Source organism: Variovorax sp. Sphag1AA (assembly GCF_014192575.1).
GTDB lineage: Bacteria > Pseudomonadota > Gammaproteobacteria > Burkholderiales > Burkholderiaceae_C > Variovorax.
Genome location: NZ_JACHYC010000007.1, coordinates 409,159 through 423,908, shown reverse-complemented (window position 1 = coordinate 423,908; position 14,750 = coordinate 409,159). Strand labels below are relative to the sequence as shown.

Annotated in this window: 17 protein-coding genes and 3 riboswitches; of the genes, 15 read left to right on the top strand and 2 right to left on the bottom strand. The window is 61.9% G+C overall.

What is annotated here, in order from left to right; translation table 11 throughout:
- The first annotated feature begins 26 nt into the window (after window positions 1–26).
- Window positions 27–1,832, top strand: a complete 1,806-nt coding sequence (gene sdhA, locus FHW64_RS27890; RefSeq protein ID WP_184531538.1) for a succinate dehydrogenase flavoprotein subunit — start codon at window positions 27–29, stop codon at window positions 1,830–1,832.
- Between the two features lie 120 nt (window positions 1,833–1,952).
- Here the strand turns inward: sdhA and FHW64_RS27885 are convergent, their stop codons facing one another.
- On the bottom strand, window positions 1,953–2,132 hold the full coding sequence (locus FHW64_RS27885; RefSeq protein ID WP_184531463.1) for a hypothetical protein: 180 nt from the start codon (window positions 2,130–2,132) through the stop codon (window positions 1,953–1,955).
- Window positions 2,133–2,228: 96 nt separating this feature from the next.
- Here FHW64_RS27885 and FHW64_RS27880 point away from each other — a divergent pair, with 96 nt between their 5' ends.
- The 6 genes from FHW64_RS27880 to FHW64_RS27855 all read left to right on the top strand — a co-directional run bounded on the left by FHW64_RS27880 (window position 2,229) and on the right by FHW64_RS27855 (window position 6,105).
- Window positions 2,229–3,848, top strand: a complete 1,620-nt coding sequence (locus tag FHW64_RS27880) for a dynamin family protein (RefSeq protein WP_184531462.1) — start codon at window positions 2,229–2,231, stop codon at window positions 3,846–3,848.
- A 17-nt stretch (window positions 3,849–3,865) separates the two neighbouring features.
- Window positions 3,866–4,153, top strand: coding sequence for a DUF211 domain-containing protein (locus FHW64_RS27875; RefSeq protein WP_184531461.1), 288 nt, complete (start codon window positions 3,866–3,868; stop codon window positions 4,151–4,153).
- Between the two features lie 62 nt (window positions 4,154–4,215).
- A complete protein-coding gene (locus FHW64_RS27870; RefSeq protein WP_184531460.1) occupies window positions 4,216–4,692 on the top strand; it encodes a VIT1/CCC1 transporter family protein in 477 nt (158 codons plus the stop codon).
- A gap of 47 nt (window positions 4,693–4,739) precedes the next feature.
- Window positions 4,740–4,802, top strand: a riboswitch (Fluoride riboswitch).
- 89 nt (window positions 4,803–4,891) lie between these two features.
- The gene (gene crcB, locus FHW64_RS27865; RefSeq protein ID WP_184531459.1) at window positions 4,892–5,281 is read left to right on the top strand and encodes a fluoride efflux transporter CrcB; all 390 of its coding nucleotides are present in this window, start codon (window positions 4,892–4,894) and stop codon (window positions 5,279–5,281) included.
- 54 nt (window positions 5,282–5,335) lie between these two features.
- Window positions 5,336–5,665 (top strand): HIT family protein, encoded by a 330-nt coding sequence (locus tag FHW64_RS27860; protein ID WP_311733377.1) that lies wholly within the window; start codon window positions 5,336–5,338, stop codon window positions 5,663–5,665.
- 35 nt (window positions 5,666–5,700) lie between these two features.
- The gene (locus FHW64_RS27855; RefSeq protein WP_184531457.1) at window positions 5,701–6,105 is read left to right on the top strand and encodes a universal stress protein; all 405 of its coding nucleotides are present in this window, start codon (window positions 5,701–5,703) and stop codon (window positions 6,103–6,105) included.
- 81 nt (window positions 6,106–6,186) lie between these two features.
- Here FHW64_RS27855 and FHW64_RS34930 read toward each other — a convergent pair whose 3' ends face one another.
- Entirely contained in the window at window positions 6,187–6,735 is a 549-nt protein-coding gene (locus FHW64_RS34930) for an AAA family ATPase (protein WP_184531456.1), read from the bottom strand.
- Window positions 6,736–6,946: 211 nt separating this feature from the next.
- Window positions 6,947–7,021: riboswitch (Fluoride riboswitch) on the top strand.
- A 69-nt stretch (window positions 7,022–7,090) separates the two neighbouring features.
- Between FHW64_RS34930 and FHW64_RS27845 the strand changes: the two genes are divergently transcribed.
- From FHW64_RS27845 to FHW64_RS27810, 8 genes are all read left to right on the top strand, one after another.
- A complete protein-coding gene (locus tag FHW64_RS27845) occupies window positions 7,091–8,425 on the top strand; it encodes a voltage-gated chloride channel family protein (RefSeq protein ID WP_184531455.1) in 1,335 nt (444 codons plus the stop codon).
- 5 nt (window positions 8,426–8,430) lie between these two features.
- Window positions 8,431–8,766, top strand: coding sequence for a DUF190 domain-containing protein (locus FHW64_RS27840; protein ID WP_260306409.1), 336 nt, complete (start codon window positions 8,431–8,433; stop codon window positions 8,764–8,766).
- Window positions 8,767–8,995: 229 nt separating this feature from the next.
- The gene (locus FHW64_RS27835; protein ID WP_184531453.1) at window positions 8,996–10,297 is read left to right on the top strand and encodes an MFS transporter; all 1,302 of its coding nucleotides are present in this window, start codon (window positions 8,996–8,998) and stop codon (window positions 10,295–10,297) included.
- An 85-nt stretch (window positions 10,298–10,382) separates the two neighbouring features.
- Window positions 10,383–10,444: riboswitch (Fluoride riboswitch) on the top strand.
- Between the two features lie 168 nt (window positions 10,445–10,612).
- Window positions 10,613–10,981: a DUF190 domain-containing protein gene (locus FHW64_RS27830; RefSeq protein ID WP_184531452.1), complete on the top strand. Its 369-nt coding sequence runs from the start codon at window positions 10,613–10,615 to the stop codon at window positions 10,979–10,981.
- Complete coding sequence (locus tag FHW64_RS27825; RefSeq protein ID WP_184531451.1) at window positions 10,978–12,201, top strand: cation:proton antiporter; 1,224 nt, start codon at window positions 10,978–10,980, stop codon at window positions 12,199–12,201. Before FHW64_RS27830 ends, FHW64_RS27825 begins: the two co-directional genes overlap by 4 nt.
- Window positions 12,198–12,623: a universal stress protein gene (locus FHW64_RS27820; protein WP_221210515.1), complete on the top strand. Its 426-nt coding sequence runs from the start codon at window positions 12,198–12,200 to the stop codon at window positions 12,621–12,623. Before FHW64_RS27825 ends, FHW64_RS27820 begins: the two co-directional genes overlap by 4 nt.
- 244 nt (window positions 12,624–12,867) lie before the next feature.
- Window positions 12,868–13,236: a phosphatase PAP2 family protein gene (locus FHW64_RS27815; RefSeq protein WP_221210516.1), complete on the top strand. Its 369-nt coding sequence runs from the start codon at window positions 12,868–12,870 to the stop codon at window positions 13,234–13,236.
- 180 nt (window positions 13,237–13,416) lie between these two features.
- On the top strand, window positions 13,417–14,745 hold the full coding sequence (locus tag FHW64_RS27810) for an MgtC/SapB family protein (protein ID WP_184531449.1): 1,329 nt from the start codon (window positions 13,417–13,419) through the stop codon (window positions 14,743–14,745).
- The last annotated feature ends 5 nt before the right edge of the window (window positions 14,746–14,750 follow it).

Below are 14,750 nucleotides of genomic sequence, written 5' to 3'. Positions count from 1 at the left end.
ATCCTTCCAGGCTCGTGAAGACCGCCATGCTGCCAATCTCTTCCGTCCCGAAACGCAAGTTCGATGTGGTGATCGTGGGCGCCGGCGGAGCAGGCATGCGGGCCTCGCTGCAGCTGGCGCGCGCCGGTCTCAACGTGGCCGTGGTCTCCAAGGTGTTTCCCACGCGCTCCCACACAGTCGCCGCGCAAGGTGGAATCGCGGCGTCGCTTGCGAACATGAGCGAAGACAACTGGCACTACCACTTCTATGACACCATCAAGGGGTCCGACTGGCTCGGAGACCAGGACGCCATTGAGTTCATGTGCCGCGAGGCGCCGACGCTTGTCTATGAGCTTGAGCATTTTGGGATGCCCTTCGATCGCAATCCGGACGGGACGATCTATCAACGCCCGTTCGGCGGACACACGGCCAACTACGGCGAGAAGGCGGTTCAGCGCGCCTGCGCTGCAGCGGATCGCACCGGCCACGCCCTGCTCCACACCCTCTATCAGCAGAACGTCAAGCTACGCACGACCTTTTTCGTCGAGTGGATGGCGCTCGATCTGATCCAGAACGCTGCGGGCGAGGCGCTCGGCGTCACCGCGCTCGAGATCGAGACGGGGGACATCCACATCCTTCAGGCGAAGACAACCATGATCGCCACAGGAGGCGGCGGGCGGATCTTCGCGGCTTCAACCAACGCCTACACCAACACGGGCGACGGCATGGGCATGGCAGCGCGGGCAGGCATCCCCCTGCAGGACATGGAATTCTGGCAATTCCACCCAACGGGGGTGGCCGGCGCTGGCGTGTTGCTGACTGAAGGGTGCCGCGGCGAGGGGGCCATCCTGCGCAATGCGGATGGCGAGCCATTCATGGAGCGCTATGCCCCGACGCTCAGGGATTTGGCGCCACGCGACTTCGTCTCGCGCTCCATGGACCAGGAGATCAAGGAAGGCCGCGGCTGCGGCCCACGCAAGGACTACGTGATGTTGGACATGACGCATCTCGGAAGCGAGACGATCATGAAGAGGCTGCCTTCGATCTTCGAGATCGGACAGAACTTCGCCAATGTCGACATCACGCGATACCCGATCCCCGTCGTACCCGCGTTGCACTATCAGATGGGAGGCATCCCGACCGACATGAACGGGCAGGTGGTCGTGCCGAGGGCCGGCGAGCCGAACTCTGTCGTTGAGGGTCTCTATGCGGTCGGCGAATGCTCGTGCGTCAGCGTCCACGGCGCGAATCGCCTCGGTTGCAATTCGCTGCTTGATCTGATGGTGTTCGGCCGCGCGGCGGGAAACCATATCGTCGCGCAGGCTCGGGACGACCGCGAGCACAAGGACCTCCCGCAAGATGCAGCGGAGCGCTCTCTTGCAAGGCTCTCGAGGCTCGACGGCTCTTCTACGGGCGAGTATTCGCAGAAGGTCGCCGACGACATCCGAGCCACGATGCAGCAGCACGCCGCGGTATTCCGGACCCAGGCCAGCCTGGACGAAGGAGTGGTCAAGGTTGCAGAGCTTTCTGAGCGCACGAAACGAATCGGCCTTGCAGACAACTCCAGGGTCTTCAACACCGCTCGCATCGAAGCGCTGGAGGTCGAGAACCTCATTGAGGTCGCTCAGGCCACGATCGTCTCTGCGGCGGCGCGCCATGAATGTCGTGGAGCGCACATGGTGATGGACTATGAGTACCCGGTCGACGACGCCCGTTACCCCTTGGGCCGCAACGATGTCGAGTGGCTGAAGCACACCTTGTGGTATCGCGAGGGCAATCGCCTCGACTACAAGCCGGTTCGTCTTCAGCCCTTGACCGTCGAAAGTGTGGCGCCCAAGGTGCGCACGTTCTAGTCGCGGGAGTGATCGATGCGCAGAACCGACGCCACGCCGATGGGCAAGTCGCTTCGAAGCTTGCTTTCCGGTGGCCCCCCCGGGAGCGAACTCTCCGAGCACAGCCGTTCCCGCTTGCAATCACGCCTCGCACGCCTCGATGGGTTGCTCACCGAGGTTCTGCAATGTGTCGATGCGGCCGAGAGGTGCTCTCCGTTCCCCATTCGGGTCGCCGACATCGGGCCCCTGCAACGCCGCGCGCTCGAGGAAGGAACGCAACGTCTTCGCGCCGAGATGGAGCGGATCCTTGCGAAGCATCATTTCGTCGCACCGCCACCTGGCACCAGCGCTCTGTGCGATGTCAGGACAGCGTTGCATCAGGCAAGGAGCACCTTGATCGGGCTGGGTCCGAGCGCCATGCGCGTCGAGGGCCTTCAACTGCGCGACACGGAGGAAGCCGAGCTGCATCGCATCGTCGCGCAGTTGCTCGGGCCGCTAGGGGATCTACAACGGGCCCTTTTCGATGCAGGCTCTGACACAGCGGGCGACAGCATGAGGCCCACCACCGGCACGGAGATGGATCAGCTGCACCGGATGGTCATCACGTACGGCTTCGTCGCACTTCGCGCGCCACTCGATTCGCTCGCAGATCGCATTCATGCCGGCGACTACATGGTCGCGGTGTTCGGAACCGCCAATTCGGGCAAATCGACCTTGCTGAACTACCTGCTCGGAAGCGCGGTCCTGCCGGTCGGCCCCACACCCGTCACGACGGCGCCGATCGTGTTGCGCCACGCAGGCCGAGCGCGAGGTGAAGCCCAGGTTGCCGGCGGGTCCAAAGAGTCGTTTTCGCCCGATCGAATCGCGGAATTCGCGGCCGAACACTTCAATCCCGACAATGGAAAGAGGATCTCTCGCGTGGTCATGGAACTACCAATCGGCCGGCTTGAGAACGGCATCACCTTGGTCGACACACCGCCTCTTTCCGATGAGACCATCGCGACAATGCCCGCGTGCGACCTTGGCATCGTCCTGATCGACGTCTCGGGAACACTCTCAATGACTGAAGCGACCGTGATCGGCGCACTGCTGCGCTCAGGGTCGAAGGTCATCGTGCTTCTCAGCAAGGCGGATAGGCTCAGCAAGGAGGACCGATGGACCGTCTGCGGCCATGTCATCGATCAACTGCTGGTTCGCAACGGCATCGACATCCCGATCTTCTTCGTCAGCTGTCTCGGCAACGATGCGGATTTGAGGGACGACTGGATCGTGCGCGGGCTCGAGCCGTGCATCGCGCAGCGCGAGACGCTACGACAGGTTTCAGTGCAAAGGAAGCTCCAAGCCTTGCGGACGGCGGTCGTCGACGCCCTGGAGCGACGGCTCTCCGACACGCCCGAGTCTCCTGCGCAGGCCGATGAATCGCTGAAGCAAGTCCGCTCAACCCTAGAACAAGCTGCCAGCAAGAGGGCCTCGCTACAAGCCGATGCCAGGCGACTGACACACTGCCTGATCGCAGAGGTGGCGCACAACGCGGCCGTTCTCGGGAGGACAGGCATCGATCCGGTGCTGGACCTCACCTCGTTGATCGCGGCCTCTCTGACGGCCCGGGCGGGCACCGAGACGAATGATGTGTCCAACGAGATTCGTACCCTCGCCGACGGCTGTGTCGATGCGTTGAGGCGCTCGGGTGGCGCCCCTGACCCGGAGACTTTTCAGGTCAGGGACGCCCCGGCGTTTACCGGGGTCGCGCGGCTTCCGAGCACAGTCCTTCCAGTGCCCTGGTTCGCGGCCTTCGGAATCTGGCCCTTGCGGTGGTGGGTACAACGCGTATTGGCAAGTCGCGGCTTGCGAATGCTCGTCTACACCGAGCTTGCGAACCACCTGGTCGGTCTCGGGTTGTGGCGCATCGATGCCCTTGAGCGACTGCAGCTCGCCTTCCTTCACGAGCGACGTCGGCTGCAGAGCCTCCCGCAACGCATTGCCGGCGACCTGGAGAGCTTGCGCGCTCCGCCCAACGATCGAGAGCGGGTCGCATAGCAGAAAGGAGACCACACATGAACGTTCGCAGACTCGTGCTGGACGTGGACAAGGCCGTCAGCACGCCGACCCTGATCGACCTCGCCGATGCGATAAGCAGCGTCAAGGGGGTTGAGTCGGTCAACCTCACAGTCACCGAGATCGATATTGAGACCGTGGGCTTCAACGTCACGATCGAAGGACAAAACCTCGTGTACGAGGATTTCGTGAACGCCATCGAGCACGTTGGGGCGGTGGTGCACAGCATCGATCAACTCGTGGCCGGCGACCGGATCGTGGAGGAGATCAAACGGGGTCGGACGTGACAGCGAAATGGGCCCTTCAGCGTGAGCATCTCTTTTTCCTGGTCACCGGCCTCGCCGAAGGCATGCTCACCGCGCTGATCCTGGCCACCGGAAAGATTCTCGATGGAAGCGCCTTGCTGGATCTCGACCTTGCCGTGAGAGTCGGCATCGTGGCGGGATGTCCGGAGGTGGTGGTCTTCTTCGCCGCCGAGTACGCGCGACAGCGCGGACAGCTGGTGCACATTGCCCAGCAGTTGAACCTGACCCATCACGGGCGAATCGTGAGCAGCCGCCTCGGCCAAATCGCGCTGAGAGACTCCCTTGGGGCGGCGCTCCTGGCAGGCTCCTGCGCGTTCGTCGGCGCATCCTTGCCGCTGTTGGTTGCGAGCGTGGTACCGGGATCGCGGCAGAACGCGATCGTCGCTTCGATCCTCTGTCTGATGCTCTTCGGCTCGGGCGTCGGCTATGCAACGAGGAGCTGCAAGTCGTGCTGGGCCATCGCGTTCGCGCTGGCCGGCGGGATCGTTGCGGTCCTGGGGGCCTGGCTGCGCATCGTCTAAAGCGAATATCAGGCAAATTGCCGGTGTCGTAGCACGCCGATATACTGACTTTCGACGGAGATGGCATACCTCCGAAACCGCCCGCGAGGGCTGATGATGCCTACGACCAACCCCTGGCGGGGTGGTGTAGGCATCACGTGCGCTCAATGCGCCTCTTGCCAGACCGACGTCGCCAGGGTCCTATCGGACAAGGAGCGACATGAGCGGTCTTTCAGCATTGGTTGTCTTCGGTGGTGCCGGGCTCGGTGCACTACTGCGCTGGTGGTTGGGAAGTTGGCTCAACCCCGTCTTCCCGACCATCCCGATGGGAACCGTCGCCGCCAATCTGATTGGCGGGCTGCTGGTCGGTGTCGCCAGCGCTTTTTTTCAGAACAACTCAAGCCTGCCGCCTGAATGGCGACTGCTCGTGATCACTGGATTCATGGGCGGCTTGACGACCTTTTCGACCTTCTCTTTCGAGATCGTCACATTGATCGGCCGGCAACAGTACTGGTGGGCACTGGGAGCCGCCAGCTTGCATCTGGCCGGTTCACTGTTCCTCACCGCGATCGGCATCTTGCTGATCAACTTGGTGACCATCAAGACCTAGCGCGAGACCGTCATGGAAAACCTGAACTGCCCATTCTGCGCACCCGGTGAGCCCGTGTTGGAGAACGCTCTCGCATTCGCGCGCTGGGACATCAATCCAGTGTCGCCGGGACATCTCCTGGTTCTCACGCGCCGGCATGTCGCGGACTTCTTCGAGGTCACGCCGGCCGAGCGTGAAGCGCTCATGGCGTTGCTACTGCAGGCGCACGAGCGCGTCCGCAAAGATCACCACCCTGACGGCTTCAACGTCGGCGTGAATGTGGGCGACGCCGCGGGCCAGACGATCGGGCATGTCCATGTGCACCTGATCCCTCGATACAACGGAGACACACCCGAACCTCGTGGTGGCGTTCGGAGGGTCATTCCGCGCAAGCAGTCGTACTGAGCGGACGCTGGCAGGCCAGCAGGAGGCGAGTGACCATGAACCATCCCATTCTTTTAGCCTACGACGGTACCGACCCCGCAGATCATGCCTTCCAGACGGCTCTGGACATGGCGCGCCAGCGTGCTTCAAAGCTCTACGTCCTTACAGTCGTCTGGGCACCGGAAGCTGAGACCCACGTGATGCACGACAAGCTTCGCGTGATCAGCTGGGCTCGCATGAAACCTTTGCGCGAACGGGCGGCCGCGGTGGGTGTGGAGCTCGATATTGAGGTAGTTGACGGCATCACAGCACCGACCATCGTCGAAGTCGCCACGCGCCTCGAGGCTGACCCCATCGTCATGGGCCACCGGCACCGAAATCTCTTGCAGCGTTGCATGGAGCTGTCGACAGCGAAGCGTGTCATCGATCGAGCGCCATGTACTGTAATGGTTGTACCTTGATCGGCCAGCGCAATACCGACAGATCAGAAGGCCGACGCTTCGGCGCCTCGCCAGACGGACACTCGACGGTCGCCCAGGCCATCAGCCGGAAAGCTCGACCAGCGCTTGAGCGACGGCTAGACCCACCCCGCGGGTCTGCACTTCGCTTTCGGTATCGACGTCTATGCAATAGCCCAAGCCGAGGGAGCCCAGCGCTTCTTGTTCTTCGAAACTCGCCACCAACTCAGCGTGCGACCGTACACCATCACGGTGGCCAGGATGCCGAGACCGCGCAACAAACCTGGCTACGGCCGCTCTTGCGGAACAGCGGCAATGTACCTCCACCAAAGGCGCCTGGAGTGTCCCCAACCACGAGGTAGGTGTCCCGGAATCGCGGCATGAGCCTGGATGGCGCCACCAAGATGTCAGGAGAGCGCCCGACAAGCGCGTTGCCGCATAGCGGAACTCCTCATCAGCTTGTCGGCTGAGCTTGCGACGCAGAGTTTCATCATCGACACCTGCGGGGGGAAAGAGTGCCTCAAGAAAGTCATCCTTGTCGAGAAGCGGGATGGAGAGTTGGTCCGCCAGACTTCTTGCGACCGTGGACTTGCCGCTGGCAGGAAGGCCGCTCACCACAACGAATCCCACCATCCGTTCACCTCCTCATTCTGTACAGGCAGCCGCCGCCCCGTCAGCAGCGTCAACGCTTTTGACCGCGCCAATCCTACCCACTTGAGCTTGCAGACCTCTCTTGCGACGGGTATTCGGCTGTCGGATCAACATGGACCACCATCGGCTGGATGCCACACACGGCGCCCGCAAACTTCGCCAGCGAAGGGCCTGCGCGTTGTATTGCTAGAATCGCCGCTACGGAGATGGCATTCCTCCCCGAACCGCCCGCAGCGACAGTTGCGGAGCTGATGATGCCTACGGAGTCCTGGTCGACCAGGTCGCTGTAGGCGTGCGCCAAGCGTCATCGATCAGGTGTGTTCAACACTTTGATTCGATGATGTATTCCAAACACCCTGAACAGCTCGCGCTCTTTCCGCACGCGACGAAATGGCTGTTGCTGTCGACGGCCGTGGGCGCGCTGGCAGGCGCCGCATCCGCTGTCTTCCTCCTGGCTCTCGAGGCTGCGACCTCGACACGCGAATCGCATCAGTGGCTGATCTGGTGCATGCCCATTGCCGGCTTCGTGGTGAGCTGGCTCTACCTCAAGGTCGGCCAGCGCGTTGAGGCTGGCAACAACCTCCTGATCGACGAGATCCACGATCCGCAGAAGGTCATACCACTGCGCATGGTCCCGCTCATCCTGGGAAGCACCGTCCTCTCCCATCTGGTCGGCGCTTCCGTCGGTCGAGAAGGCACCGCTGTGCAGATGGGCGGCGCGCTCGCGGACCAAGTTACTCACGCGTTCAAGCTCAAGCATGAGGACCGCCGCATCCTCCTGATGGCGGGCATCAGCGCCGGCTTCGCATCCATCTTCGGAACGCCCCTGGCCGGCGCTCTCTTTGGACTGGAGGTCCTCGCAATTGGCAAGTTGCGCTACGACGCGCTGCTCGCCTGCGTCGTCGCAGCAATCGTCGGTGCGCAGACGACGCACTTCCTGGGCGTGCATCACACCCACTACGTGGCAGGCACCATACCGCCGCTGAGCGTTTGGGGCGTCACCGCGGTGCTGTTGGCCGGCGGTGTCTTCGGCATCGTCGGCATGCTCTTTGCCGATGCGACGCACTGGCTCTCCGGTTTCGCTAAGCGGTACATTTCCTATGCACCGCTGCGCCCTCTCATTGGCGGCGCGCTGATCGCGACCGCCATGTGGACCGTGGGCGGTCCTCGCTACGCAGGTCTCGGCATTCCGGTCATTGTCGAGTCCTTCTCCCAACCGGTGGCGCCATGGGACTTCGCGGCCAAGATGGCCTACACCGTGGCGTCCATCGGCACCGGATTCAAGGGCGGAGAGGTCACGCCACTGTTCTACATCGGCGCCACGCTGGGCAACGCGATGGCGCCGCTCCTGCATATGCCGGTTCCCCTGCTTGCAGCGCTCGGCTTCGTCGCGGTCTTTGCCGGCGCGGCGAACACGCCCCTGGCCTGCACGCTCATGGCCATCGAATTGTTCGGCGCCGAGATAGGGGTCTACGCAGTCGTGGCCTGTGTTCTCGCCTACCTCTTTTCCGGTCACACAGGGATCTACCGCGCACAGCGCGTGGGTCATGCCAAACATCGCCATGTGCCCGAAGGCCTGAAGCTGAGCGACGTCCCCGCCTATCGACGCAAATCGCGCGCCGCAACCGCTTCGAAAACCTCCCTACCCGTTGAAGAGATCGAGAAATCATGAGTGAAATGGCCTCGCTGCGTCTTTATTTTCCCCTGTCCGCCCGCGCACGGGGAACGCGCTTCTGGCATCGCCTGAGCGCTCCCGCCCTCGGGCATCACCTGCTGCAGTGCGCGCGCCGAGCGCATATCCATCAAGCCGTGATGCATCGGATCGACTCGGGCTATCTGCCAGGTGACAAGATGACGCATCACCATTTCGAGAGCACCTCAGGGCGCATCCCTCAGTGCATTGAACTGATCGACACGGAAAGCCGTCTCCGCAAGTTCCTTCGCGAGCATGCCGAAGAGCTTCAGAAGGTTCGGGCCGTCCTCTATCGATGCGAGATCCAGTTCACTCCCTGACTTGCACTGGCTGGCGGTACCGCATCCATGCAGCAGGCATGGCTTCGGGGTCGCGCCTCTCAGTGCGTTAAGAAGGAACACTATGGCCGCCTCATCCGGAGCACCGGCCATCCCCAATCGCCGCGCAGACGACGTCCGCCCGGCGTACCAAGCGGCCTTGTGCCGACAAAGCGTTCCGGCGCATCAGATCAACAAGGTGCATCGGACCTATAACAACTCTGGAGAACAAATGAATGCAATAGAACAGACCACCATCTCGAAGATCAGTTGGCGGCTCTTGCCGCTGCTGATGATTGCCTATTTCGTTGCATACCTGGACCGCGTCAACCTTGGGTTCGCCGGCGCCTCGATGTCCAAGGACCTCGGATTTACAAGCACCGTGTTCGGCAATGCTGCGGGCATCTTCTTCATCGCGTACTTCCTCCTTGAGGTGCCAAGCAACCTCGCGCTGGAGCGGTTCGGCGCTCGTCGCTGGATCGCGCGCATCATGTTTACCTGGGGGATCCTCTCCGCAGCACAGGCGTGGGTGGCGGGCGCGACGAGCTTCAACGTCGTGCGCTTCCTCCTCGGCGCCGCCGAAGCGGGGTTCTTTCCGGGCGTGATCTTCTATCTCACGCTCTGGTTTCCGTCGCAATACCGTGCCCGCATCGTTGGCTGGTTCATGTTTGCAGTGCCGATCTCGACGGTGATCGGCTCACCGATCTCGGGCTACATCCTCAACATGGACGGCATTGCGGGCCTGCGGGGCTGGCAGTGGCTATTCATCCTTGAAGCCATCCCGGCGCTGGTCCTAACCCTCGTCGTTCTCTTCTATCTGCCGGATGGTCCAGACGATGCGAAGTGGCTCAGCACGAACGAGCGCGCCTGGCTGAAAGGGACCCTGGTCGCAGAACGCCGCAATCGCGAGTCCCTCCACAAGATCTCCTGGAAGCAGACGCTTTTCAACTGGCGCGTGATCGGCCTCGGCTTCGTCTACATGGGCATCACGGTGCCTCTCTATGGCCTTGGATTCTTTCTCCCACAGATCATCAAGGGATTCGGTGGTCTCACAAATGTCGAGATCGGCTTCATCAACGCATTCCCCTACCTTGTCGGCGCCATCGCAATGGTGCTATGGACGCGCTGGTCGGATGCGCGTCGCGAACGCAAGTGGTTCCTCCTGGTGCCACTGGTCTGCATCATCGTGGGCCTCGTAGCGGCCGCAGAAATTGCATCGCCGATCCCCAAAATGGCCGCAGTGACGCTCGCAGCGTTCGGAATCTTCACGGCGTTGCCCGTGTTCTGGACGATTCCAACCGCCTTGCTGAGTGGCGTGGCCGCCGCTGCCGGCATTGCCTGGATCAATTCGATCGGCAACCTTGGTGGCTACATCGGACCGACCATCTTCGGCCTTCTGAAAGACAAGATGGGCAACGACTTCTATGCGGTGCTCTTCTTGGCACTCTTGGCCGTCGTGGCCTTCATCCTGGTTCTGCTCATCGGGCACGATCCGCGCGCCGAGAAGGCTCAGGGCGCCACGGTAGCGGCCTGATGCGAGCAACTTTGATCACCAATGCGTGGTGCGACACCGAGCCCGAACGCCCAAATTGCTGGTTCGGCCGGTGTTCGCTAGAATGACCAGTAAGGGAGATGGCATACCTCCTTTAACCGCCTAACGGCTGATGATGCCTACCAAGCTCAACTCGGGTGCGGTAGGCATTTTTGTTTTCAGCCCGTTCAACGCCCACCCACTCCATGCGAAGAAGGGATCGGACGTGAACGAAGCAACCTTTCTCCCACCGCGCTCAACAGGCAGCGTCGGGCATGCGCCAGGCCCTGTCTGTGCGACCCACAAGGAGCCCTAGCCATGAACGGATCTTTCCTGCGCTTCTACGTGCACGAGAATCAACGCGTCCACCACACGCTCGTCTGGGAATGGCTGCTCAAGGAGGCGAACAAACTCGGAATCCGCGGCGGCTCTGCGTTTCGGGCGATGGCAGGCTTCGGCAGCCACCACATTCTTCATGAGGACCACTTCTTCGAGCTGGCCGGCACGATGACCGTCGAGGTGGAGTTCATCGTCACGGATGACGAAGCTACCAAGCTCCTCGCGCTCCTGCAGAAGGAAAGTGTTCGGGTCTTCTACGCGCGCGTGCCGGCCGTTTTCGGGGTCATCAATCCGAAGACCGGGGACCCCTCCATTGGAGCCGCTTCGGCAGGGGATGGTGCACCATGACCGAGATCTGGGCTCAAGCTGCCCTCTGGCTCGGACTGGCACTCCTCGCGACGCTCCTTTCCATATGGCTGAAAGTGGCGACGGCTCTCTCCGAAATCGTCGTCGGCACCATCGCCCAGCTGGTCATCGGCGCCTTGTTGAGCAGCACGATCTTGGCGGGGGATGCCTCGTGGCTGAAATTCCTTGCGGGAGCCGGTGCCATCGTGCTCACTTTCCTGGCGGGTGCCGAACTCGATCCGGTCGTATTCAAGCGGCAGTGGAAGCAAGCCGGCGCGATCGGCTTCATCAGCTTCCTTGGTCCGTTTCTCGGGTGCGCGGCGATCGCGCGCTTCGTACTCGGTTGGTCAGGTCAGGCGAGCTGGCTTGCAGGGATCGCCATGTCCACGACGTCCGTGGCTGTCGTCTATGCGGTCATGCTGGAGTTCGGCATCAACCGTTCCGACTACGGCAAGACAGTGTTGGCCGCCTGCTTTGTGACCGACCTTGCGACCGTGGTTGCGCTAGGTCTGCTCTTCGCACCGTTTAGCGTGCGCACTTTGATCTTTCTCGGCGCCGGCATCGTCGTGTTCGTCGTCCTGCCCATCATCACGCCTTGGTTCTTTCGTCGCTACGGCGGGCGTCCGTCTGAACTTGAGGCCAAGTTCCTGATGCTGTGCCTCTTCGGGATGGGTGCGCTTGCAACTTGGGCCGACAGCGAGGCGGTGCTTCCCGCGTACCTGATCGGCATGGTGCTTGCAGGCACGGTCGGCAAGGACCATGTACTGGTGCGACGCCTGAGAACCCTGACCTTCGGGCTGCTGACACCGTTCTACTTCATCCGCGCCGGATCGCTGGTTTCAATTCCGGCCCTCGTTGCAGCGCCGGCAGCAATGCTGATCCTTCTCATCGCCAAGATGGTTACGAAGATCGTCGGCGTCTATCCCGTCACACGTCTGTACGCAGCTCCACGACGCGAAGCCGCGTACACGACGCTGCTTATGTCAACCGGGCTGACGTTCGGGACCATCGCCGCCTTGTTCGGACTCTCTCACGACGTCATCAACCAGGCACAGTACTCGGCATTGGTCGCAACCGTGATCCTGAGCGCCGTCGTTCCCACCCTGATTGCCAACGCCTTCTTCCTTCCACGTCATCTCATCGACTCACAGGCAGCGGATCCCGGTGAAGCGCCAGCCCTGAGCGAGGAAAGCGGTAGCACCGCAGCAAGGAGGGCATCATGATTCGCAGGATTCTCCTGGGCTATGACGGTTCGGCGTCTTCCGACAACGCATACGGCTTCGCGGCTGAGATGGCCAAGCGCTACGCGGCCGAACTGCATGCATTGGTTGTCGCGAGACCGCCGGACTTCGGCGACGAAGTCGAAACGGAGGCGGCACTCGAAGACGTACAGCGTCGCTACAACCGCGTCCTCTCTGCCCTCAAAGTGAGGTTGGCCAACGATGGCTTGGCTGCACATTCGCAGCTTGTGATCGGCCATCCAGCAGAGCAGTTGGTACGTTACGCCGAACAGCATGCCATCGACCACATCGTAGTCGGCCATCGCGGGCACACATTGTTCGAGCGATGGCTCATCGGCTCGGTGGCAAGGCAGGTCGTCGCCTATGCGTATTGCGCGGTAACCATTGTTCGCCAGAACAAATAGGGCCGCAGAGCGCCCTAGCCGCACGGCCCTGTCGCGGCCTCGTCCTCATGTTCCTCGAAATCCCGAATGTATAGCCTGCCTCTTTTGGAGACTTGGAATGTCTCTGGGCTCGAATACCTGCGCGCTTCACCCACTGCGACGAAGTTCGTCGTCGCGTCAGGCATCGTGTTGTCTGAACTGCCCGGTATACGTGGCGGTCCTGGTGACGGCGGTCTACCTGTATCGGGCACGAGACGTGAGATTCATGGCCACGATTGCCGTCGCATGGTTGCTCGGCTGGATCGTAGAGGCGCTCTGCAATGCCCACGCGTACCATGACCGCCCGTTTGCCGCCGGCTTTGGGCCAGCTCTTGTGCATCATGCAGCGAACAACTCGATGCCTAGTTCGCATGTGACGTTTGTCTGGGTCATTGCAGCCGTCTTTGCGATGAAAGGGAAGTGGTCTCTATCCGCAGTCTTGACTGCGTTTGGGTTTGTGCTCGCCTGGGCGCGAATTTACGTCGGCATCCACTGGCCTCTGGACATGATCATGTCGGCAGTGGTTGCGATAGGCAGCGCCGCGTTTGCGGATCTGACTTTTCGGACCATCGCCAACGTCATGCGACGGGCTTGAAGTTGGACAACTGGCCAGTGACACGCTGGGGAGCGCTTCCTGCGATCGAAGCTCGTCACCAGGACCATCAGTCGAGACTCTGGCATGTCGACTCCGCCACCGGACGGTTAGGACAGATGATGGCCAGAACGCGCGCACTTGATGAGAATGTGGCATTGATCAAGGAGCGATGACGCGGTCATGTTTGAACCCCCGCCAGCACTGCCCAATGTCGAATGGCCCTACCTGCAGATTCTCGTGCGCTTGGCGCTCAGCCTCGCGCTGGGCCTTCTGATCGGACTGGAGCGCGAGCGGCGCGGCAAAGAAGCCGGGCTGCGCACTTTCGGATTCATAGCGCTCCTCGGCGCGCTGGGCGGATCTCTCGGCGTCGCGTTCGCGCTCTTGATCCTGGCGCTGGTCGGGATGCTGGCTGTCCTTCTGAACGTGCAGACGCTGCGCGCGGGACAAGGGACTGAGTTGACCACGTCAGCCGCGATGCTTGTCACCTGCGTCGCCGGCATTCTCTGCGGCCAGGGCCACACCATCTCCCCGGCCGCCGTGATGGTCATCGCGACGGCACTCTTGGCCTGGAAGGAACGTTTGGCCGGCCTCTCCACCGGATTGACCGAGGGCGAAATGCGCTCCGCCCTCCTGTTGGCCATTCTGGCCATCGTGATCTACCCAGCCTTGCCAGCGGGCCCGGTCGGGCCGTGGAAGCTCGTGGACCCCCGCGCAGCTTGGGTGACAGTGATCCTCATCGCGAGCATCGGCTTCGTGAACTACATCCTCTGGAAGCTGTATGGGACCCGTGGCACGGAGCTTTCGGGCTTCCTGGGTGGACTGGTGAACAGCAACTTCACTGTGATCGAGTTGTCCTCGCGCGTGAAACAGTCGCCAGAAGGAACAGTGGATTCAGCGTATCGAGGAATCCTTCTGGCGACGTCCGCAATGATCATGCGCAACGCGATCCTGCTTCTGATCCTTGCGCCGTTGGCCCTGCTCGGCTCGCTGGCCGCGTTCGCACTGATGCTGCTGACAAGCATTGCCATCGTGACGTGGAGCTATGGGCGGCGACGGCACCGTCTTGGCGAGAAGTCGCCGGAGATCAAGCTCGAACTGCCCTTCTCCTTGCCTCTGGCGCTCAAGTACGGAGTCGTATTCCTGGTGCTGCATGTGGTCGGCGGATTGACCCAGCACCAGTTCGGCGATCTGGGGTTCTACTTCGTCTGCGTAGTCGGCGGCCTGATGTCCAGCGCCAGCGCGGTAGCCGCCGCTGCAGCGCTCACATCTCAAGGGAGCATCTCGCCCAGTGTCGCTGGTATTGGGGCGGTGCTGGCCTCATTCACAAGTCTCGCGTTCAGCCTCTCGTTCGTTCTGCGAACTCGCAATCCGGACTTGGTCGGCAAGCTGGTCCGGGCAACGCTATGCATCGCCGTTGCGGGCATCGTAGGTCTGCTTATGTGGGGAAGTGTCTGGCCAGCCGTCTCGCAGTGGATTCCGGAATTGGGGCGCCTTGAACGTGGTCTTTGATCCAC